This is a genomic window from Nocardia sp. NPDC052566 (assembly GCF_044547285.1).
GTDB lineage: Bacteria > Actinomycetota > Actinomycetes > Mycobacteriales > Mycobacteriaceae > Nocardia.
On sequence record NZ_JBIUAF010000003.1, the window covers coordinates 727,075 to 748,389 of the forward strand.

The 21,315-nt window shown below is 67.0% G+C and carries 19 protein-coding genes; 7 read left to right on the plus strand and 12 right to left on the minus strand.

Annotation, left to right across the window (positions count from 1 at the left end; translation table 11 throughout):
* Positions 1-103 precede the first annotated feature (103 nt).
* On the plus strand, positions 104-1,297 hold the full coding sequence (locus tag ACIG5A_RS17475; protein WP_397241224.1) for an MFS transporter: 1,194 nt from the start codon (positions 104-106) through the stop codon (positions 1,295-1,297).
* Here the strand turns inward: ACIG5A_RS17475 and ACIG5A_RS17480 are convergent.
* Positions 1,270-1,935 (minus strand): formylglycine-generating enzyme family protein, encoded by a 666-nt coding sequence (locus tag ACIG5A_RS17480; protein WP_397241842.1) that lies wholly within the window; start codon positions 1,933-1,935, stop codon positions 1,270-1,272. The genes ACIG5A_RS17475 and ACIG5A_RS17480 overlap by 28 nt on opposite strands.
* 77 nt (positions 1,936-2,012) lie before the next feature.
* Between ACIG5A_RS17480 and ACIG5A_RS17485 the strand changes: the two genes are divergently transcribed.
* The 3 genes from ACIG5A_RS17485 to ACIG5A_RS17495 all read left to right on the plus strand — a co-directional run bounded on the left by ACIG5A_RS17485 (position 2,013) and on the right by ACIG5A_RS17495 (position 5,663).
* Positions 2,013-2,774 (plus strand): rhomboid family intramembrane serine protease, encoded by a 762-nt coding sequence (locus ACIG5A_RS17485; RefSeq protein ID WP_397241225.1) that lies wholly within the window; start codon positions 2,013-2,015, stop codon positions 2,772-2,774.
* A gap of 209 nt (positions 2,775-2,983) precedes the next feature.
* The gene (locus ACIG5A_RS17490; protein WP_397241226.1) at positions 2,984-3,475 is read left to right on the plus strand and encodes an EXLDI protein; all 492 of its coding nucleotides are present in this window, start codon (positions 2,984-2,986) and stop codon (positions 3,473-3,475) included.
* 34 nt (positions 3,476-3,509) lie between these two features.
* The gene (locus tag ACIG5A_RS17495) at positions 3,510-5,663 is read left to right on the plus strand and encodes an MMPL family transporter (RefSeq protein WP_397241227.1); all 2,154 of its coding nucleotides are present in this window, start codon (positions 3,510-3,512) and stop codon (positions 5,661-5,663) included.
* A gap of 61 nt (positions 5,664-5,724) precedes the next feature.
* Here ACIG5A_RS17495 and ACIG5A_RS17500 read toward each other — a convergent pair whose 3' ends face one another.
* The 8 genes from ACIG5A_RS17500 to ACIG5A_RS17535 all read right to left on the minus strand — a co-directional run bounded on the left by ACIG5A_RS17500 (position 5,725) and on the right by ACIG5A_RS17535 (position 12,964).
* Positions 5,725-6,357: a hypothetical protein gene (locus tag ACIG5A_RS17500; RefSeq protein ID WP_397241228.1), complete on the minus strand. Its 633-nt coding sequence runs from the start codon at positions 6,355-6,357 to the stop codon at positions 5,725-5,727.
* Positions 6,358-6,426: 69 nt separating this feature from the next.
* On the minus strand, positions 6,427-8,904 hold the full coding sequence (locus ACIG5A_RS17505; RefSeq protein ID WP_397241229.1) for a hypothetical protein: 2,478 nt from the start codon (positions 8,902-8,904) through the stop codon (positions 6,427-6,429).
* A 228-nt stretch (positions 8,905-9,132) separates the two neighbouring features.
* Positions 9,133-9,387 carry a hypothetical protein gene (locus ACIG5A_RS17510; protein ID WP_397241230.1) on the minus strand — a complete coding sequence of 85 codons (255 nt, stop codon included), beginning with the start codon at positions 9,385-9,387 and terminating at the stop codon, positions 9,133-9,135.
* On the minus strand, positions 9,387-10,118 hold the full coding sequence (locus ACIG5A_RS17515; protein ID WP_397241231.1) for a hypothetical protein: 732 nt from the start codon (positions 10,116-10,118) through the stop codon (positions 9,387-9,389). Before ACIG5A_RS17515 ends, ACIG5A_RS17510 begins: the two co-directional genes overlap by 1 nt.
* 218 nt (positions 10,119-10,336) lie before the next feature.
* The gene (locus ACIG5A_RS17520; RefSeq protein ID WP_397241232.1) at positions 10,337-11,194 is read right to left on the minus strand and encodes a lysostaphin resistance A-like protein; all 858 of its coding nucleotides are present in this window, start codon (positions 11,192-11,194) and stop codon (positions 10,337-10,339) included.
* Between the two features lie 94 nt (positions 11,195-11,288).
* Complete coding sequence (locus ACIG5A_RS17525) at positions 11,289-12,218, minus strand: RluA family pseudouridine synthase (RefSeq protein WP_397241233.1); 930 nt, start codon at positions 12,216-12,218, stop codon at positions 11,289-11,291.
* A gap of 48 nt (positions 12,219-12,266) precedes the next feature.
* Complete coding sequence (locus ACIG5A_RS17530; protein ID WP_397241234.1) at positions 12,267-12,719, minus strand: TIGR03667 family PPOX class F420-dependent oxidoreductase; 453 nt, start codon at positions 12,717-12,719, stop codon at positions 12,267-12,269.
* Positions 12,720-12,769: 50 nt separating this feature from the next.
* Positions 12,770-12,964, minus strand: coding sequence for a hypothetical protein (locus ACIG5A_RS17535; protein WP_397241235.1), 195 nt, complete (start codon positions 12,962-12,964; stop codon positions 12,770-12,772).
* Between the two features lie 447 nt (positions 12,965-13,411).
* Between ACIG5A_RS17535 and ACIG5A_RS17540 the strand changes: the two genes are divergently transcribed.
* Both ACIG5A_RS17540 and ACIG5A_RS17545 read left to right on the plus strand, forming a co-directional pair.
* Complete coding sequence (locus ACIG5A_RS17540; protein ID WP_397241236.1) at positions 13,412-15,265, plus strand: ABC transporter ATP-binding protein; 1,854 nt, start codon at positions 13,412-13,414, stop codon at positions 15,263-15,265.
* Positions 15,262-17,010, plus strand: a complete 1,749-nt coding sequence (locus ACIG5A_RS17545) for an ABC transporter ATP-binding protein (protein WP_397241237.1) — start codon at positions 15,262-15,264, stop codon at positions 17,008-17,010. Before ACIG5A_RS17540 ends, ACIG5A_RS17545 begins: the two co-directional genes overlap by 4 nt.
* Before the next feature lie 38 nt (positions 17,011-17,048).
* Here the strand turns inward: ACIG5A_RS17545 and ACIG5A_RS17550 are convergent, their stop codons facing one another.
* The 3 genes from ACIG5A_RS17550 to ACIG5A_RS17560 all read right to left on the minus strand — a co-directional run bounded on the left by ACIG5A_RS17550 (position 17,049) and on the right by ACIG5A_RS17560 (position 19,853).
* Positions 17,049-18,449, minus strand: a complete 1,401-nt coding sequence (locus ACIG5A_RS17550) for an alpha/beta hydrolase family protein (RefSeq protein WP_397241238.1) — start codon at positions 18,447-18,449, stop codon at positions 17,049-17,051.
* Positions 18,450-18,584: 135 nt separating this feature from the next.
* Positions 18,585-19,292, minus strand: coding sequence for a siderophore-interacting protein (locus ACIG5A_RS17555; RefSeq protein WP_397241239.1), 708 nt, complete (start codon positions 19,290-19,292; stop codon positions 18,585-18,587).
* A gap of 105 nt (positions 19,293-19,397) precedes the next feature.
* Positions 19,398-19,853, minus strand: coding sequence for a hypothetical protein (locus ACIG5A_RS17560; RefSeq protein WP_397241240.1), 456 nt, complete (start codon positions 19,851-19,853; stop codon positions 19,398-19,400).
* A 140-nt stretch (positions 19,854-19,993) separates the two neighbouring features.
* Between ACIG5A_RS17560 and ACIG5A_RS17565 the strand changes: the two genes are divergently transcribed.
* Positions 19,994-21,280, plus strand: a complete 1,287-nt coding sequence (locus ACIG5A_RS17565; protein ID WP_397241241.1) for a SidA/IucD/PvdA family monooxygenase — start codon at positions 19,994-19,996, stop codon at positions 21,278-21,280.
* Positions 21,281-21,315 lie beyond the last annotated feature (35 nt).

Here is a 21,315-nt window from a genome sequence, read left to right on the forward strand (position 1 = left end):
GTGTGGGGGTGAAAGGTGGCGGCGCGCTGGGGATTTCGGCCTGCGATGGATTCATGGGACTAATCGCTGGCGGTGAGTGGCCCGGGGATGGGATTCTCGGTAGGTGCGGTCGTATCGGGAGGTGCTGTCCAGTTCGGCGGTGCGAAATGTGCTGTTGCTCGGGATATTGGTGCGGATTCCGTTCTTCGCCGGATCGGTGCTGCTGGCCTTGCATGTGGTGCAGACCCTGCACGGTTCGTATGTGCAAGCGGGTGTGCTGAGCACGGCGGTCACCCTCTGCATCGCGGCGAGCGGTCCATGGCGGGGCAGGTTGCTCGACCGATTCGGGCTGCGGCGCACGATCCTGCCGTCCATCGTGGTCGGTGCGGTCTGCTGGTCGATCGCGCCGTTCGTCGACTACGTGCCGCTGCTCATCTTGGCCGCCATCGCCGGAATCTTCGACATCCCGGTGTTCTCCGTGGTGCGCCAGGCCATCATCGCGGCGTCGACGGAACAGAACCGCCAGTCCGCGCTCGCTTTGGAGTCGGTATCGGTCGAGGTGTCGTTCATGATCGGGCCGGTGGTCGGCGTCGCCGCCGCCACCCTCTGGTCGACGACGATGGTCCTGTTCGCCATCCAGATGTGCCTGGTGCTCGCCGGTGGGCTGGTGTGGCTGCTCGATCCGCCGCTGCGGTCCGACGCGGGCCAGGACACCGCGGGTCCGGCATCGCGCCGCAGTTGGTTCCGGGTGGAGTTCGTCGCGCTGTGCGTCGGCGCGAATATGGCCATCGCGGTGCTCGCGGCCTGCGATCTGACCTTCGTTGCCGCGCTCAGGGATTTCGACGCGCTGCCGTGGCTCGGCCTGGTCCTGGCGCTCTGGGGGCTCGGTTCGCTGGTCGGTGGTCTCATCTACGGTGCGCTGCACCGGCGCATTTCGACGTTCGTACTGCTGGCCGGGCTCGGTGTCGTCACCCTTCCGATGGCGTTCGCGAGCGGGCCGGTCTTCCTCGGCGCGGCGGGATTCGTCGCCGGGTTGTTCTGTGCGCCAACGCTTGTCGCCTCCGTCGATCAGCTGAGCCGGATCGTGCCGGAGGGCGGCCGCGGCGAGGCGATGGGCTGGCACGGCGCCGCGATGACGCTCGGTAACGGCGTCGGCGCCACCATGGCGGGCATCGCCATCGATATCGGCGGCTACCGGGTGGGTTTCGGCGCGTCCGCCCTGCTCGGTATCGGCCTGGGCCTCGGCCTGACGTTCCTGGTCACCGCAACGGCCAAGCGCCGCAGCGCCGCTCAGCTGGTCGACGCGTCGGCCGCATAATTCGCTGTGCCGCGCGCGATGCGGAAGCCGACGTCGTCGAGAGCGAGAGTGGGGTGCGAGCGGCGGCGCACCGACGCGCGACAGCTCCAGCGCTCGTCGAACCAGCCGCCGCCGCGCAGCACCCGATAGGACCCGTAGACCTCGGGATCGTAGATATCCCAGCACCATTCCCAGACATTGCCCAGCATGTCGTAGAGCCCGAACGCATTCGGCAGTTTGCCGCCGACCTCGTGCACCCGCTCGCCCGAATTGCCACGGTGCCAACCGATGTCGTCGAGTTCCCCGTAGCGCGGTCCGGTAGTGCCTGCGCGGCAGGCGAATTCCCATTCCGCCTCGGTCGGCAGCCGGTATCCATCGGCCGAGGTGTCCCACCCGACCTCCGCGTCGAGACGGTAGACGGGCGTCAATCCCTCGACGCGGGACAGGGCGTTGCAGAACTCGATGGCATCGAACCACGACACGCTCTCGGCGGGCAGCCGAGCATCACTGGCGCTACCCGGCGCGAGGCCGGTGACCTGTGCGTACCGCGACCGGGTCACGGGATACGCGCCGATTTCGTACGGCGCGAGATCGACCGTCCACGACCGCTGGGTTCGGCGGTCCGAGAGCGTCGCCGTGCCCGCCGGGATTACCGCCAGCGCCTGTTCCGTGCCCACGGGGAGCCGATCCTACTGATCATCAGCCTCCGCTGCGTACCTCCGCATTCGCTGCGGCCGTGCGCGAGCTGTGGGCGGCAAAGCCGACAGCGCCATTTAGGCTGGATGGCGGACCGATCGGCGAAAGTGGAGTGGACAAGGTGCATCCCGAGAATCAGGTGCGGTCGCGTGCCGCGGTGCCGATCGTCACGTATGTGCTCATCGCCGTCAATGCGCTGGTCTATCTCGCGGAGATCGCTTATCCGCGCATCGTCGATCAATTCAGCACGCTGGGGCGCGGGCTGATGAAGGATGGGCAGCTCTACGTCTACGACGGCAAGGCGCATCCCGGCTTCGAGCTGGTCGGCATCGATCAGGGCGAGTGGTATCGGCTGATCACCGGTAGCTTCCTGCATCAGGAGCCGTCGGCCGGGTTCGGTGTCCTGCACGTCGTGTTCAACATGATGTGGCTGTTCATGTTCGGCCGGATGCTCGAGCCCGCGCTCGGGCGCGTGTGGTTCGCGCTGCTGTATCTGCTTTCCGCGCTCGGCGGCGGTGTACTCGTGTACCAGCTGGCGCCCGACACCAGTGCGATCGGCGCATCCGGTGCGATCTACGGCCTGGCCGCCGCGTACTTCGTGCTGAGCCGCCGGATGGGGATGGAACGCGCGGACGCCAGGAATCTGCTCATCTACTTTGTGGTCTGGCTCGTCATCTCCGCGCCCTTCGCGTCATGGCAGGGGCACCTCGGCGGATTCGTCGCCGGCGGTGCGGTCGGCCTGATCTATCTGCTGCTCGGTCTGGGCGGCCGTGCTCGAACGGCTCCGCCCGCGCACCCGTAAATCGAGAGGTGGTCGGGGCCGGTCCAGTCAGGTCTTGCGCTATACGTATACGTCTACTTATAGTGGTTCTCGACGGAGAAGCCGGGCGCTGAGATTGCCCGGGTTGCCGCACAACTGAAGATCTACCGAGCGACAGCGGACCGGAAGAGGGGGCCCGCTGCTGGTAGTTCCATGCCTATATGCGCATTCACTCATGAATCGAGAAGCTCATGACTAATGATCCGAACCTTCCGAGCAGCACCGATGTCGACGAGCAGTCGGGAGATGGCATCGACCTCGGTAAGGCGCCAACCGACCAGGGCGTTGGCGAGGCCGACGCCGGCGACCTGCACGAGATCGTGCTCAAGGTCGGCCCCGGTGGCGTGCGTAAGCAGCGCTTCGTTGGTCGCCTGGTCGGCGAGCAGCGCGAATACACCAAGGCGGGCACCGATCTGACCCGCGTCTACCTGAGCCGCAAGGGCAAGTACGTGGTGCACCGGCAGCACTCCTCGTGGAAGGACCATGCGGCACAGGTCGACTGGTCCGACTGGTCCGACTGGAAGCAGTGGCTCGGTCTCGCCGACCGCGCACCGGAGTGGGGCGATTTCACCCTCGAGGTCGCGGACTCGCCCCAGGAACTGCGCGACCGAATTCCGGAGCGGATCTACCGGCCCCTCGTCTACCTAATGGAAGAGCCGAGCACGCAGGACTTGGACATCTGAGCGGGCACTGCTCCTCGAAAGGACTTATTCCCCAATGTTTTCCCGACTCGGCGCGCTGGTCGTGCACCACCCGTGGAAAGTGATCGGCCTGTGGCTGTTCATTGCCGTCGCGGTGGTGGCCTCGGCGCCGAAACTCACCGCGACCACCGATCAATCCGCCTTCCTGCCTTCACATTACGAGTCTGTTCAGGCAATAGAGCTGCAGCAGAAGGCCTTTCCGCAGAGTGCGGCGCCCGCGGCGATCGTCGTCTTCGAACGCGCCGACGGCGCGCCGCTCACCGAGAGTGATTCGGCGGCCATCGCGGCGATCGGCGCCACGCTGACCGACGCGAACATCAAGGACGTCACCGGATTACAGACCGGCCCGCCCTCGGACAACCGGCTGATCCAGATCATCGCGGCGCAGATGACCAAGGCGACCAGCGTGGAGGACACCACCCAGGGCGACGCGGTCAAGGCGCTGCGCGCCGCGGTGGACAGGCAGGTCGACGGCACCGGCCTGAAGGCGGGCGTCACGGGTCAGGCGGCACAGCTGCTCGATCAGCAGGAATCGAGCGCCAAGGGGATGGCGATCATCATGATCGCCACCATCGTGCTGATCCTCGCGCTACTGCTGATCATCTTCCGCAGTCCGGTGATCGCGGTGCTGCCCATCGTCGTCATCGGCGCGATCTCCAGCACCGTCTTCGGCCTGATCGCCATGCTGGCCAAGGCATTCGACCTGCAGATCGACAGCTCGGTGAACGCCATCCTGCTCGTCGTGCTGTTCGGCGTCGGCACCGATTACATCCTGTTCCTGATGTTCCGGTACCGGGAACGGCTGCGCGCGGGTGAGGATCCGAAGACCGCCATGGTCAGCGCGGTCGCCAAGGTCGGCGAGGCCATCACCTCCGCCGCGGCCGCGGTGATCATCGCCTTCATGGCGCTGGTGCTGTCCTCGCTCGGTATGTTCCGCGCGCTCGGCCCGGCACTGGCCGTCGCGGTGGCGGTGGCGCTGCTCGCGGGGCTCACGCTGGTCCCGGCGATCGTTTCGCTGTTGGGCACCAAGGTGTTCTGGCCGTCGAAGGCGTGGCGGGCGGAGCCGAAGGGTGCGCGGTTCGCGGCGATCGGCGCCGCGCTCGGCCGGCGGCCCGGTGCGTTCGCGGTGGTATCGGGCGGCCTGCTCGTGGCGCTCGGCGTGTTCGCGTTCGGGTTCAACCCGACCTTCGATCTCAGCTCGGGCTCCACCTCGTCGGCGTCCGAATCCACCGTCTACAGCAAGGAACTGCTCAAGGGCCTGCCTGCGGGCACCACGCAGCCGACCGACGTGCTGCTGCGCTCGCCGAACGAGCTGACCAGCGAGCAACTCGCCACTTTCCGCGGCGCGCTGGCCGCCGTGGCGGGGGTCGGGCAGGTGTCGGAACCGCTGGTGTCCGGCGACAAGGTGGTGGCGGGGTTCCGGGTCACCCTGGACTCGGTGCCGGAATCCGACGCCGCGATCGATACGGTGCGCGGTCCGCTGCGCGACGCCGCGCATCAGGCGGCACCGGCGGGCAGTACCGCGGTGGTCGGTGGGGTGACCGCGGTATTCGCCGACTTCCAGGACGCGATGACGCACGACTACACGATCGTGTTCCCGGTGGCCGCGATCCTGATCATGATCGTGCTCGCTCTGCTGCTGCGCAGCCTGGTCGCGCCGTGGTACCTGATGGCCTCGGTATTCCTGGGCTTCGCGGCGACACTCGGCGGTGCGGTGCTGGTCTTCCAGCGGCTCCAGGGCGAATCCGGGCTGATCTTCACGCTGCCGGTGATCATGTACCTGTTCGTCGTCGCGCTCGGCACGGACTACAACATCCTGATGGTCGCGCGGTTGCGTGAGGAATCGCGGGCGGGCAACGAGCCGAAACAGGCCGCCGCGCTGGCATTCCGGCATACCGGCCCGACCATCGCCGCGGCGGGCGTCATCCTGGCGGGCACCTTCGCCTCGATGATGCTGGCGGGCAACAACGTCCTGACACAGATGGGGTTCGCCATCTCGGTCGGCATCGGTATCGCGGCCTTCGTCATGGCGATGTTCTTCACGCCCGCGGTGACCGCGCTGATGGGGCACCGGGCATGGTGGCCTGGGCACGGTGATCGGAAGCCGAACGGGTCCGGCGGTGGCGCGGATCAGTACGCGCGGTGGCAGCCGCAGTACGTGCGTCAGTGAACTGAGTGCCGCCGACACGAAAAGGGCCGTCCCTGGGACTTATCCGGGGGCGGCCTTCGGCCTATCTCGGTGATTCGGGGAAAACGTGCGCGGTGTAGCCGAGGGCGTGGAAGCCATAACAGAGTTGGTCTATCCAGAGCGGATGGATCGCGAGCTCGTCCGGATAACAGACGGCGATTCGCCCGTGCTCGGGTTCATGGCCGGTGATCCGCAGCGCGAAAACCGTCGCGGGCAAGTGCTTATCGACGGCGGTGACGAGGAATTCCCACTGTTCGGAACTGATCTGCCGCAGCGCGAACATCGGCTGTGCCGCGCGCGCCTGCGAGGCCGCACGCACCGCGAACTGGCGGCGGAACGGATCGCCGACCGGGCGCCACGGCGGCTCCGGCCGGTAGTGGTGCATATCGGAGAACAGTTCGCGGCGCAGTTCGGTGTAATGAAAGGCCAAGGCGATCACGGTGGACACATCGTCGGACACATCCAATTGCGAATCCGCGGAAACGATCGAGTCGCGCTCGTAGTCGAGTGTTTCGCGGATCCACGTTTCGAGCAGTCCGTCGAAATCGCGGATCGGCCATGCCTCTTCGACCATGCGCACCGCGAACAGCGCGGCGTCGATCAGGTCGTGGAACTCATCCGACAGCAGTCGTAGCGGCACGTCCTGATCCGGTCGGCCGATCTCGTTGTGGCTCATGATTCCCCAGCTCCCGTTTCGAGGGACAGAATAATGTCCCCGCGCTGGTCGCGCGCGTCGTGAGAACGGTCAGCCGACGGCGTACGGGCGATAAACCTTCCTGGCGGCGTCCAATATCTGCACCACGGTGGCCCGCGCCAACCCGACCTCGCCCGCGATACCGGCCGGGGACCACGACTGGTCGGCGAGCGTCAGAATCTCCGCGACCTGCTCCACCGGCATCGGCGACTGACGCCGCCCCGCGATGACCCGCGCCACCGCCCACACCTCGTTGTCCTCCACGTCGTCACTGAGCAGATCCTCGGGCGAGAAGTTCACCGGCACGTCATCGATCGGCTCCGGCGCCGGGCGCAGCGTGCGGGTGGCGCGGTGGGTGTCGTCGGTGTCCGCGCGGATGGCGTCCGCGGCACCGGTCTCCGCCTGCGATTCGGTCGTTTCCCGCACCGCGCGCCGAACCGACTCGCCTGCCGCATGAAGCGGGCGCTCGGTCGCGGCCACGGGTGCCGGGTCGTCGCTCGCGGTGCGGGTGGATTCGGCCAACGCCCGCAGTGTCCTATCGGTCCGTACCGGAGCAGCCGCGCTCGCGGTGCGTGTGGACTCATCGATCGCGGCGCGAGTGAACTCGGCCATTGCTCGCAGAGTCTCCTGGGTCCCGCGTTGAGGTGGTGCCGATTCGGCGGTGGCCCGGCGGGTTTCGTCGTCCCCGGTTTGTGCGGCCGCTGGCCGGGTGGGCTCGTCGTGCGCGGTGTGGATCGGTTCAGCCGTTGCCCTGAGAGTTTCGTCGGTCTCTGGATTCGCTGCCGCCGGTCGAGTGGATTCGTCGTTCGTGACGTGGGTGGGCTTTGCCGTGGCGCGGAGAGTCTTGTCCGCCTCGGGAAGGGTTCCTGCCGGGGCGTGTGTGGATCCGCCCCGTACGGTGTGTGTGAACTCGGCTGTCGCCCGGAGGGTTTCGTCCGTCTCGGTACGTGCCGTCGACGACAGGTGAGTGGGTGTATCGATTGCGGTGCCGCTGGGCTCGGTTGTCGCTTGTGGAGCGGGGCCGGACCTGGGCCGGGGATTCGCTGGGTGTGCGGATTCGCGTGTGGTGGAGTCGGACTCGGCAGTCGGCGCCTCGGTGGTTCCGGTTGTGGTGCGAACCGGGCCGGTGGTCAGGTGCTCGGCGCCGTTGGTGTCGGTGTCGACCTGCAGTTCGAGCTGGCCGACGGTGTCGTCCGTCGGCCGTGCATCGATTCGCGATGTGGCGTGAGTGTTGATCCGCGGCCCGGCATGGGGGTTCAGCGAACTCGGACCGCTTGTGGTCCGAGTGGTGTGGCCGGAATCCGTTGGGTATTCGGCCTTGGGCTGAGCTTCGGGCATTGTGTGTGGCCGCGCGGCGCGCGTGTTGGTGGTTGCGGTGGGGGTGTGCCAATCGGACGCGATCGGGGAGGGGGCCGCGGTGCCGCGGTGCGGTTGGGTCAGCGCGCTCGCCGTGTCGGGCGCATCCGGCGGTGTCTCGGAATCGCGTTGTGGCCGTGGGGAATCAACGGTCGTGATCGGTGAGGTGATGGGGGCGTTGGTGGACCGGGTTACTCGTTGGGCGTGGTGTACAACGGTTTCCATCTGCTCGAAGCGGGCTACCGGGATGGTGCCGTCGCCGGGGCGCCTCGGCTGCGTGGTTTCGGGTGCGAAGAAGGCGGAGGCCGGGTCGATTCGGTTGGCGGCGAGGAGCTCTCGGCGGTCGGCGGGCTCCGGGAGGTGGGTGGGCAGTGGTGTGTCGACGAGTTCGCCGGTCAGTACGCCCGGTGCGTCGTCGACGATCGGGACGCTATCGATGAGCAGCGCGTATCGTGCGGAAACCCAGGCGTGCAACCAGATCACCACGCCGACCATCACCGGTGCGATCGCGTATTCGGCGGCCCGGCCCGGTTCGCCCGCGGCCAGGTGCGGGCCCGCGTTGAGCGCGATGGTGGTGCCGAGCAACGCGGTTTCGAAGAAGATCACCTTGCCGCGGGATACCTCACGGCCCCAGCGCGCGGCGGTGGTGGTGACCACCATGATGGTGATGATCGGTATCGAGATCATCGCCTCGATGCCGTAACTCAGCCAGTACAGCGGATCGGACATGTCGCCGCTCGGCACCAGATTGTGCTGCACGTTCACCCCGGCCCACACCATGCCGAGCACCACGACCGCGATGAGCGCGCGCGAGGACCATTCCGCACGCCGATACAGCTGCGCCAGCCGCGCATCCTGATTGGCCACCCGCCGCCGCGCCGCCAGCGCCCGCCGATGCCAGCGTGCGTCGGCGTCGTCGGCCCGTCGAATAGCGGCCGCCGACTTGCGATCGCGCTGCTCCGTGGTGAGTTCGTCCCGTACCGCGCGCCGCCGCTGCCCGCGCCGCTGCGCCCTGACCCATTCCGCGAGTTCGCGTTCCGCCTCGATCTCGGCCTCGGACATCACCTCGAACAGTGCCGCATCGTGCTGCAGCGGCAGCTTCCCGCGCGCCACCGCGACCCGCTGCGCCAGCGCGCTGATCTCGGAACTACCGTGCGACTGTCGGTCGACCATCGCGAGCCTTCCCTGGAGCAGTGTGGTACCGCGCTCAGCACACTCGAGCCCTTGCACGCCCGAACAGCCACGCAAATTCGAACGCACGTTTGCTCGAACATATGTGTGATCGCAGTGAGACTAAACCGCCCAAGCCCCGAGGTCAACGCCAACCGCCAACAACCACGTCAACCAAACCGAACCCGCCCACCCGGAACGTCCGAGTGGGCGGGCCTGGGTGCTGCTATTTCACTCGCCGAACACGGCCTCGACCCAGTCGATCTCGACTGCCCGATCTGTCCAGGTCCCGATCCGCTCGATGTCTGTACACGATGAAATCCGCTCACGCACCTCATCGGTCACCGCCAAGCCGCGTGCCTCGAGCACGATCATCAATGCTCGCCGCCAGCCTTTGAGCTGGCCTTGTGCGTGGCCGATTTCCCAAGCTTCCGCTCGAGCTTTGTCGACGACAGGGCCGGTGAACTCGTCGAAAGTGGAGGTCATCAGTCGTTGAACACCTCCTCGATGGAGGTGGCGGTCAGCGCGCGGTCGAACCACACTGCGAGCTGTTCGGTATCGGTGCAGGATGTAATGCGTTCTTGTACTTCGGTGGACACTGCCAAGCCGTGTTTAGTGAGCGCGTGGATCAGGAACCGCGCCTCTCCTTCGCTGCGCCCTTCCGCGCGGCCTATTGCGCGCCCTTCCTCTCGCCCCTTGTTGATGAAGGAGTCGATGAATTCGTCTTTGAAGGTGCTGGCCATGAGATCCTCCAGGGAGCGCAGGGCGTCGGCTGGCGTCGCTATGCGGATGAAGTGAGTGTACGTGGAGCGCAGGTCGGGGTCGATTGTGCGGATGGTGTCGAGAACCTCGCGCTGAGTGTCCGGGTCTCGCATGTCGAGTGCGCCGGTTAGGGCGGCCAGGACGGTTAGTTCAGGTGAGGCGAGGTCCGGGTCGGTGGGGTCCGGCGTGGAGTCAGGGCCGACGACGATCGGGTTGAGATTGAAGCCGGGGTGGCCGGTTCGAACGGTTTGTCGGCAGCTGCGGGCGGTGCTGCGATTCGGGGCGATGACCACCAGCACTGCGTCACAACAGTGTTCGGAATGGGCGAGTGCGACATAGGAGGCCCACGCTCTGCGCTTCTCTGGACGCGGCGGGTCGCTTTGGGATTCGACGACCACGGCTAGTCTGCGCGCCCCCTCGTGCAGGATGACCACGGCATCGGCAAGCCGGACCACCGGCTCGCGGTGCCATCGGCGGGGACGTCGATAGGGGTGCCGGACAACAGTGTTGCGGCGAGTCCGGGGTTGTTGCGCAAGAGCTCGATCGGTGCTTCGTGTTCGGTGCTTGGCGACATGACCGCAACCTTGGCACGAGCCACCGACAGAAATGTGTTCTGTGACACTACATTTCGGGCTCAGCTATGAATTGCCGGGCGCCGATCAGGCGTTTGCGCTCAGGAGAGAGTGGTGTGCCAGACGATGGCGGCGGCGAGGGCGCCCATACCGTTGATCGACCAGTGCAGTGCGATCGGTGCGAGCAGGCTGCCGCTGCGGTGGCGCAGCCAGGTGAAGATGACGCCCGCGCCCGCGGTGGCCACCACGGCGAGCATGATGCCGAGGATCTGTCCGAGCGAGCCACCGCCGAGGAATCCGCTGAGTCCGCGATTGGTGGTGGTGAGGCCGAGCGACGAGGCCACGTGCCACAGTCCGAAAAGCAGCGAGCCGACGGCGAATACGCCGCGGGCGCCGTAGGCGCGGTCCAGCGTGCCGTGCAGAACGCCGCGGAACGCCAGTTCCTCCGGAATCACCGTTTGCAGCGGGATCACGATCATCGAGGCGATCAGCGCACCGGAGATGGTCGCGTACCGGTCGGCGAGGAAGAACGGCCGCGTGATCGGCAATGCGGCGCCGATGGCGACAACGCCGAGCACCAGGCCTACCGCGGCGAGCGCGTACAGCGTCCCGCGCCGCCAGTGTCGCGGCGAAAGTCCCAGCTCCGACCAGCCGAGTCCGCGCCTGCGCACCAGTGCCAGCAGCACGAGCGCCGCGACCGGCACGGTGACGATGCTGGCCCACGCGGTGGTGAAGTGGGCGATCAGATTGGTGCCGGCCAGGACGACAACGACGACGGCCACATCGAGGTACGCGTGGAATTTGGGGCGCGACGGGGCCGGGTCGATGGGGTCCTGGGCAAGCACCCGGCCCAGTGTACGGATCGGCGCCGCCGGTAACGGGTGGTTGGCTCGGATCGGCCAACCCATCGCCTGACCACCACTCATCGAATCGCTGCGCGCTGTCGTGATTGTGCTCATTGTTCTCGGCGTACCCGTTCCTGGTCGGTCTACTGGGGTGTTCGCCTTTTCAGTCTTGCCCGCTATCGCCCGCGCGAGAACGCACCCCTGGTGGTCAACCTGCCCACCCTGCGTGGTCGGTCCACGCCTGCAGGGTGCGGGTGGTCTCGAAGCGCCGAGGTTCGCGGCTGATCGGATCGACGAATTCGAGTGACGCGGCAAGCAATTGCAGCGGCCGTGTGTAGTCGTTCACGGATTTGTCGGTGAGCACCGGGTAGAAGTCGTCACCGAGGATCGGGATGCCGAGGCTGTTCATATGCAGCCGCAGCTGATGGGTGCGCCCGGTGTGCGGCCGCAGCCGATAGCGCCCGAGCCCGTCGCGGTGTTCGAGCAGTTCGACCTCGGTTTCCGCGTTGGGTTCGCCGGGCACCTCCTGCGCGGCGAGTACATGTTTTTCCTTGATGATCCGGCTGCGCACGGTGCGCTGCAGCGTCAGCTCCGGATCGAACGGCGCGATGGCCTCGTACTCCTTGCGCACGGTCCGCTTGTGGAACATCGTCTGGTAGGCGCCGCGGCGGGCAGGGTTGACGATGAACAGCACCAGGCCCGCGGTCACCCGGTCGAGCCGGTGCGCGGGGATGAGATCGGGCAGGTCGAGTTCGCGGCGCAGCCGCACCAGCGCGGTCTGCAGTATGTGCTGTCCGCGCGGAATGGTGGCGAGGAAGTGCGGTTTGTCGACGACGAGCAGATCGTCGTCGCGGTGCACGATGGTGATCTCGAAGGGCACTATCTGTTCGTCGGGCAGGTCGCGGTGGAACCACACCGCGCCGCCGGGGACATACGGCGCGTCCGGTGCGATCGGTCCGGCCAGGTCGACGATGCCGCCGTCGCGCAGCAGTTCGTCGATGCGGGCGGCGGGCACCCTGGGCAGCCGCTCGACCAGATGGTCGCGAATGGTCGCCCACTGCCCGTCCTCCGGTAGCCGGAGCCGGGCTGGGTCGAGTCCGTGCCGCTTCGGCAGCGGCGGTTGCTGCCGTCGTCTCATCGGCAACGACCCTAGTCGCCGCCGATGAGCTGTCGTGGCAGGGCTGCCTCAGAAACCGCGCAGGCGATCGGGGGTGATGCGCACGGCGACCGAGTATTCGGCGTAGAACTGTTCCGCCGTCATCGAGATATCCACCATGCCCCTGCTGTATTTCTCGGTGTACGCGGCGATTTCGTCGGCGCTCGCACCGTTCTCATCGATGCGCGCTGTTCCGGTGAGTATGGCGACTTCACCGCCGTGCTCGGTGCTGTTGAGGTTGAGCGAGACCCGGGGGTTGCGGGTCAGGTTGCGGAGTTTGGGCTTGTCGGCCTGGCTGAACAGCAGGAATTCGCCGTCGCGCCATTGGAACCAGACGGGGTTGGGTTGCGGTGTTCCGGTGGAGCCGACCGTTGTCAGCCAGATGACTTGTTCGCGTTCGAGGCGTTCGGCGACCTTGGCGCCGAGTTCGGTGTCGGGGTCGACGACTGGCGTTGCGGATCGATCGGATGCCGTGGTTGTCATGCCTCTGAACAACGCGGGCGGTGTGACGTAGATTCCACTCGGCGCGAATCTCAGGGTTCGGCCCGTTCGTCCAGCACCATCAGCCTGGCCTCGACCAGAATCTGCCGGGCACGGCGGCGCACTTTGCACACCTCGACGCTGCAGTAGAGATGCACCTGCATGGCGCGATGGGCTTGTTCGCGGGTCAGTTCACCGGGATCGGTACGACAATCGGTGATCGCCGAAATAATGGAAGTGACAAACATTTCGCGACTCCAGCATCGGGTTATTCGCGACCGCAACGAATTCGGTGAAGTCCGGTCGCCTTCGGTATGGAGCAAACTAGTTACCTTCGCGCGTGCTCATCGGTGGGATTGCTCGCCGTTCACACAAGCTTCGTTGCCTCGTCGGTAAGCCGAAAACGGCGGATACGGAATGGGTTTCGCCGATGAACTAAATGGCGATGTTTCAGTGCGGTGGGCCGACGATTCGTGCCCGTGTTCGGTGCGCGGAATAGTCGACGTGGTCGCGCGCCGACGATCGTCGCGCGGCCGTCCCCGGGACCGGGCGCGCCACCGAAGGGCGATGCCGAGCTGACCGTCCCCGCCATCCGGCGCCAAAGTAAGTTAGCCTTACCTACTGTCGCGGCCCTCTGTGTGTGCGAAGGGCCGATTCCGGCTGGACAGCCCACGAGGGTCGAGAGGCGAGAACATATGACGGTGGAGGTCGCGCCGCTGCCCGCGGCGGAGACGGGGAACCGGCAACCGCGTACCGCGGCGAAGGCGGGGAAGAAACAAGAGGCGGCGGCGCGCAAGGAAATTCTCGCGCCGGTGCAGGGGGCACTGACCGCGGCGAGCATCGTGTTCGCGGTCGCCTCCGTCTGCGCGGTGGTGCCGTTCATCCTGATCGTCGAGGCCTGCCGCGAGCTGCTCGCGACGCCGATCGACACCGATCGGGTGTGGCGGCTGCTCACGATCGCGGTCCTCGTGCTCGTGCTGCGCGGCCTGCTCCAGGCGACCGCGCTGACCTGGTCACACCTGGTCGACGCGGGGTATCAGCTGACCGTGCGGCGGGCGCTCGCGAGCAAGCTGACCCGGGTGCCGCTCGGCTGGTTCGGCGAGCGCACCTCGGCCGAGGTGAAGAAGTACCTCCAGGATGACGTGGAGGCGCTGCACTACCTGGTGGCGCACGCGCGGCTGGAGTTCGTCGGCGCGCTCGTCGTGCCATTGGTCACCCTCGGCTACCTCTTCTCCGTCGACTGGCGGCTTTCGCTGGTGCTACTGCTGCCGCTGATTGCCTACGCGGTGCTGTTCAGCAGGATGCTCGACCAGGATGGCCGCGATCGAATGGCGGTATACAACCGTTGGGAGCGGCGCACCCAGGAGGCGGCCATCGAATTCGTCGACGGCATCCAGGTAGTGCGCGCGTTCGGTCAGGCGGGTAAGGCGCACAGTGCCTTCCAGGAAGCGGTCGACGGGCTGGCGCGCAGCGTACATCGGATGAAGATGCCGATTCTGCGGGTGCAGTCGGCCTCCGACATCGTGGTCGCGCCGGTCTTCGTAATGGTGGTCGTCGTCGCGGCCGGACTGGGTGCGGTCGGTCTCGACTGGCTCGCACCGCTTGATGTGCTGCCCTTTCTGCTCGTCGGGCTCGGCCTCGGTAGTTCGCTGCTCGGCCTGAGCTACAGCGGTCAAGCGCTGCGGACCGCGGGTGCCGCGGCGCTGCGGCTGCACGAGCTACAGGCGACACCCGAGTTGGTCTCGGGTGCAGCGGATTCCGGCGGGGCCGAAGCGGCGAATCAGGGCGAGGTCCGCTTCGAAGGCGTTTCGTTCGGCTACCGCGCGGATCGCCAGGTGCTGCGCGGTGTCGAGCTGGAGCTGGCACCGGGCACCATCACCGCGCTGGTCGGCCCGAGCGGATCCGGAAAATCGACGCTGGCCAAACTGCTGCCCCGGTTCTACGACGTCGATGCGGGCCGGATCACCATCGCGGGCCGCGACGTTCGGGACTATTCGACCGAAGAGCTCTATCGCACCGTCGGATTCGTCTTCCAGGACGTGCGCCTGATCCGCGGCTCCATCAGGGACAATCTGCTGCTCGCCCGCACCGACGCCGACGATGTCGCGCTGGAGCGGGCGACGCGGGCCGCCCAGATCCACGACCGGATCATGCTGCTTCCGCGCGGTTACGACTCCGAGATCGGCGTCGATGCCAAGCTCTCCGGCGGTGAGGCGCAACGGCTTTCGATCGCCCGCGCGCTGCTGGCCGATACCCCGGTGCTCGTGCTCGACGAGGCGACCGCGTTCGCGGATCCGGAGTCGGAGGCCGCCGTGCAGGACGCGCTCGCGACCCTGGTTGCCGGCCGCACGGTGCTGGTGATCGCGCACCGGTTGCACACCATCACCGGTGTCGACCGAATTCTGGTGTTGGACAACGGCGCCGTGGTCGAACAGGGCGACCATGCGAGCCTGCGGCATGCGGGCGGCACCTACCAACAGCTGTTCGAGATCAACGAGGCCGCGCTCGATGTGCTCGCGACCGTGGCAAGTGCGGAGGCCGCCCGATGATTCGCAAGGTGCTCGGGCTCGTCCCGGACGAGTTCAGCCGTCTGACACCGCAGCTGTTCTTCGCGATCGTGCTGCAGGCGTTGGCCCAGGCGGCTGCCTATCTGCTGCTGGTGCCGGTGCTGGAGGCGTTCTTCGACGATGACCTCGGCCGCGCCTGGTTCTGGACGCTGTGGATGGTGCTCGCCGTCGCGATCGTGGTGATCTTCGGCTACCGGCAGGCCGTGCTCGGGCTGCGCATCGGTATCGGCATGCAGCGCGGGCTGCAGACCCGGATCGGCGATCACCTGAACGCACTGCCACTCGGCTGGTTCGAAACCCGTGACGCCGGGCCTATTTCACGGATCGCCGTGGAGAACGTGCGCGAAATGCAGGGGCTCGTCGCCTATCTGCTCGCCAAGGTGCTCACCAGTATCATCGTTCCGCTCGGTGTCGCGGTCGGCATGCTGTTCGTCGACTGGCGGATCTCGCTGGCCATGCTGCTGGCCGCGCCGGTGCTGTTCCTGGTCAACGGCGTGGCCAACCGCGCCTACACCCGTTCCGACGAGCGGATGCATCAGGCCGCGGCCGAAGCCGATTCGCGGGTGGTGGAATTCGCGCAGGCGCAGCCGGTGCTGCGCGCCTTCGGTGCGGTGGGCGCGGGCAACAAGGCGCTGGACGGCGCATTGGCGCAACAGCGTTCGGCCGTTCTCTCGATGATGTTCGCCTCGGTGCCGGGCTTGATCGTGTTCTCGCTGTTCGTGCAGGCCGTCCTGCTGGTGCTGGTTTATGTCGCGGTGGGCCGGGTGACCGGCGGCGCCATCTCGGCCGCCGCCGCGATCGCGCTGATTGCGGTGAGCGCGCGGTTCATCGAACCGGTCAATCAGGCGGCACAGCTCGGCAACGCGCTGCGGTCGGCCGCTGCCGCCGCCGACCGCATCACCGGACTACTCGCCGAACCCACTCTGCCGGAGGCGGATACGGCGGTCACTCCCGGCGCGCCGGCGATCGTCTTCGACAAGGTGAGTTTCGGGTATCAGCCCGATGCGCCGGTGCTGTCCGACCTTTCGTTCACCGTCCCCGCGGGGACGACCACCGCGATCGTCGGCCCGAGTGGAGCGGGCAAGACCACTCTGCTGCGGTTGGCGGCCCGATTCCACGATGTCGATGCGGGCCGGGTCGAGGTCGGTGGCCACGATGTGCGCGCGCAGCCGTCGGAGACGCTGCTGAACCAGGTGTCGCTGGTGTTCCAGAACGTCTACCTGTTCAATCGCTCTGTCGCGGACAACATCCGGATCGGCAAGCCCGACGCCACCGACGAGGAAGTGCGTCGCGCGGCCGAGGCGGCCAGGGTCGACGAGATCGTCGACCGGCTGCCCGACGGCTACGACTCGCTGGTCGGCGAGGGCGGTGCGGCGCTGTCCGGCGGTGAGCGCCAACGGGTTTCGGTGGCGCGGGCGCTGCTCAAGGACGCGCCGATCGTGCTGCTCGACGAGGCGACCAGCGCGCTGGATCCGCACAGCGAGGCCGTGGTGGTGCGCGGTGTGCACGAGGTGACCAAGGGCAAGACGGTCATCGTCGTCGCGCATCGGCTCGCGACCATCGCGCACGCCGACCAGATCCTGTTCGTCGACGGCGGCCGCATTCTCGAATGCGGTACGCACGACGAGCTTTTGGCGCTCGGCGGGCGCTACGCCGACTTCTGGAACGAACGCTCCCGCGCCGCGGGCTGGCGGCTCGAACCGGCCTATGAGGCCAGCGGCGCGTAGCGCCTCGATGAGGGGTGGCGGTCGGGCGACGGACGGGCTTAGCGGACGACCGGCCCGCCGCGCACGTCCGGATAGTGCCGGGCCGCGGCGGGCACGTCGGCGGCCGCGCCGCCGAGCGGCTGCTGCAGGAAGGCCATCAGGATGTCGTTGGTCGCGCGCTGGGTCTCGCGCGGTCCTCGGCTCCCGCCGATGGCATGGGCGAGCAGGAACCGGCCTGGCGTGGCGAGATATCGCGGTACGTCGGTGAAGCTGAAGTGGTTGGCGCGCAGTATCTCGTAGCGATAGCCGCCCGCGCCCAGGTGCTCGAGCAGGCTGCGGATGCGGTCGTTGTAGATCTGCGAATGTTTGGTCTCCGCGTGATCGCTCTCCAACAGCAGGAACGGCTTGGTCAGCGATTGCCGCGGCACCGTACCGTACAGCGTGCCGTCGATATCGGCGGCCGCCCGAAGCCGCGGATCGGTGGCGAGCGCCGTGGTCGCGGCGGCGCCGCCGAACGAATGTCCGATGGCGGCAACGTGATCGGTGTCGAGCCTGCCGCTCAGTCCAGTGCCGAGACTGCCGGGGCGCTCGAGCTGGTCGAGGACGAATCGCAGGTCGGCGACACGGGTGTCGAGCCTGCCGTTCATGTATCGGTCCCCGTCCGGATCGTCGTCGAGGAACCGTTCGATCGGCGTCGCGATGGTGCCGTCGGCGAGTTCGGTCACCGCCACCTCGTAGGGGTGGTCGACGGCGAGCACGATGACGCCGCGGCTGGCCAGGTCGGCGATGAGACCGGTGTAAAAGGCCCGGGGCGCACCGTATCCGGGGGAGAACAGCACCACGGGCCAGCGGGCCCGATCGGTGTTGACGGGTACGGCGCGCCGGGCGTGCGTCGCGATATCGCCGTAGCCACGCATCAGGAAACTCGGCAGTGCCGACACCTGACGTGGCAGATGGCCGAGCCCATCGATATAGGCCGATCCGTCACCCGAGGCCGACGGATCGGCCGGATACCAGGCCTGGACAACGACATTGCGGCGATCATCGGCGGAATCGGTTGCCGTCTCCGGCCGTTGCTGGTCGACCCAGCGGAAAGTCTGCGTGCCCACCGGATACGGCCCGGTCGGCTTGGGTAGCCGGGGCACCGGAACGACAAGCCAGGCGATCGCGGCGAGCAGCACGAGCAGCCCGACGCCGCCACGCGCGGCGATCCCGATGATCCTGCGGCGACGTTCCCGCGGTCGTCGTCGTGCCAGTACGAAACCCCCGACGGCGGCGATCAGCACATAGGTCGGGACGAACTGCCAGTAGAAGCGCTCCACCACCACCTGTGCGACGCAGCCGATGACGATGGCGGCCAGCGCATAGGGGGCGATCCGATGCACGATCCGCCCGAAACCCAGTGCGGCCACCGCGAATACGATGACCGCCGCCGGTACCAGGACATCGATGAGCGACATGGGCCGCGCCTCCCTCCACGGACCACCGGTGCCGAGACCGGTGGCAAATTCCGTACACCAGCCTCCCGGAGGACGGGTTCGCGCGCGTCGGCAGCAGGTCGCGATGTGGTCATCCGGCTGGATGACCAGGAGGTACTACTTCCAGTAGGCCTGATATTTCAACGCTGTCTTGGGCAGGTTGTGCTCCTGCTTCAGCGTCTTGACAATCGAGCGGGTGGTATTGCCGCAGCAGGCGACCCAAGCGAACGCGTTGTCGGCGCAGGTCATTTCGTGCGCCGCCTCGCGCATCAGCCGTCCGTCGTCGATGCGCTGCAGCCAGGTGACCCTGTGGTGGGGCTTGCTGCGCAGCGGCAGCGTCTGATCGGATTCGTACTGCCATTCCAGCCAGACGCGGGCCGGAGTATCGCCGATGGCATCGAGCAGTGAATTGATCGCGGGCAGTGAAGCGGTGTCACCGAAGATGACGTACTCGCTCGGGGTCTGCTCCGGCAGTTCGAATTTGGAGCCGAGCACGGTCGCGTCGAGCTGGTCACCGACGACGGCGTCGCGCGCCCATCGGGTGCCTGGCCCGTCGTGCAGGGCGAATTCGATCGTGCAGCGGTCATCCGCCGGATCCTGGTCGATCAGGGTATAGGCCCGATGGTGCAGCTTGTCGCTGTCCGCCTCCGGGATCCACGCGCGGATGAATTGCGTGGGATGCACCGGATGATCCGCGAGCAATCCGCCCGTGGTGAAGCCGAGTCGCACGTACTTTTCGGTGACGAGCTCGGTCGATGTGACCGTGAGCCGGTAGTCCTGACCGCCCCACGCCTTGACCATGACGCCGTTGAATCCTCTGCCCATGAAGATAAGGTTAGCCTAAACACACTATTTTGGGCATGGCAGGGAAGGAAACGGCCCCGGAGCGCGCATCGCGCCGATCCGGGGCCGTTGTCGCAAGTGCGTCGATCAGAGGTTGCAGGGCAGCATCGCGACGCTTGCGACGGTGCACTCGCCCTGGCGGGTCAGCTTCCAGGTGCCGTCGATCTGCTTCCAGGACACATCGAAAAACCATGGATCCCAACCGTCTACGGAGGTGGTCAGCTGTGCGGTGAGGGTATCGCCTGAGACGTTGACCGGGCCGACGATGTTCCACTTGAAGCTCGGCGGCGCGGCGGCCATCACGGTGCCGACCTGGTCGACCAGGCCGATTCCGGCCTCGCCCGCCTCCAGTTCGTTGGCGCGCGCGGAGCGGGCGGCGCCGGTGTTCAGCGCGAGCTGCAGCTTGGACTTCAGCTCACCTGTACCGGGCGCGCTGGTGTGCATCGGCGTCAGCGGCGCGGCGGTCGCGGGCGCGACGGCGCCGAACGCGCCGATCAGCGCGGCGGCGGACAGCGACAGCATCGCGGTGGTCATGCGTCTCATCTGGGTCATCCAATCGTTTCGGTGCACGAATGCGCCTGTGTCGGGGACTGGCACTACAGTGCAATATAAGGTAAGCCTATGCAAATATTGCCGGGGTGGGTGAGACCGTAAGCACAGCGCGCGAGAGAGTGGGATGCCGAGTGGAAACGCTTCTGGTTGTCGGAGCTGGGCCGAAAGCCCTTGCGGTAGCGGCGAAATCGCATGTGCTGCGGGAACTGGGCCTCCCGGCGCCCCGCGTCGTTGTCGTCGAGGCGCACGCGGTGGGTGGTAACTGGCTACCCAGCGGCGGCTGGACCGACGGCAGGCACCGGCTCGGCACCAGCCCGGAGAAGGACATCGGCTTCCCGTACCACTCGACCTGGGCGCGCGGCCACAATCGGGCCATCGACGAGGCCATGACGGCATTCAGCTGGACCTCGTTCCTGATCGAACACGGCACCTATGCCGAGTGGATCGATCGCGGCCGTCCCAATCCACAGCATCACGTCTGGGCCAAATACCTGCAGTGGGTGGCCCGCAAGATCGATCTCGACATCGTGCACGGCACGGTGTCCTCGGTGGCCGCGGCCGCCGATGGCTGGTTGGTCTCGGTCACCGACGCCGACGGCGGGGCCAGTCAGATCGACGCCGACGCGCTGATGATCACCGGGCCCGGTCACAGTGGTCAGGCGCTTGCCAAGCATCCGCGCGTGTTGAGCATCGCCGAGTTCTGGGATCTCGCGGGCAGGCGTGGATTGCCGCCCGCTTCGCGCGCCGCGGTGATCGGCGGTGGTGAGACCGCGGGCTCCGCGCTGGACGAACTCGTCCGCCACGACATGCTCACCATCTCGGTTGTCTCACCCAAGGCGACGCTGTACACCCGTGGCGAAAGCTACTTCGAGAACGCGCTTTTCAGCGATCCGACGAAGTGGAACGCGCTGAGCGTCGACGAACGCCGCGACGTCATCCGGCGTACCGACCGCGGTGTGTTCTCGGTCCGCGTGCAGGAGAGCCTGATCGGCGACAATCGGGTGCACCACCTCCAGGGCCGCGTGGTCCGGGTCGGCGAGCAGGGCGATGCCGTGACGATGACGCTGCGCAACGACAACCGGACCGATCAGGTGCACACCTTCGATCTGGTGGTCGACGCGACCGGTGGTCAGCCGCTGTGGTTCCTCGATATGTTCGACGCGAACGCGGCCGATCTGCTCGAGCTCGCGGTCGGCGGCCCGTTGACCCAGGCCAGGCTGGAGGCGTCCATCGGCTACGACCTCGCGGTGTCGGGGCTGGACGCGAAGCTCTACCTGCCGAACATGGCGGCCGTCGCGCAGGGGCCCGGCTTTCCGAATCTCAGTTGCCTGGGCGAACTTTCGGATCGCATGCTGCGCACGCCCGTGACCGCGCACGGCTCGGGCGCACGCCGTGGCGCCGCTTCTCGCATAGGCTGATTCGGCGTGAATAAGGGTAGGCTAAGCTACCTGAA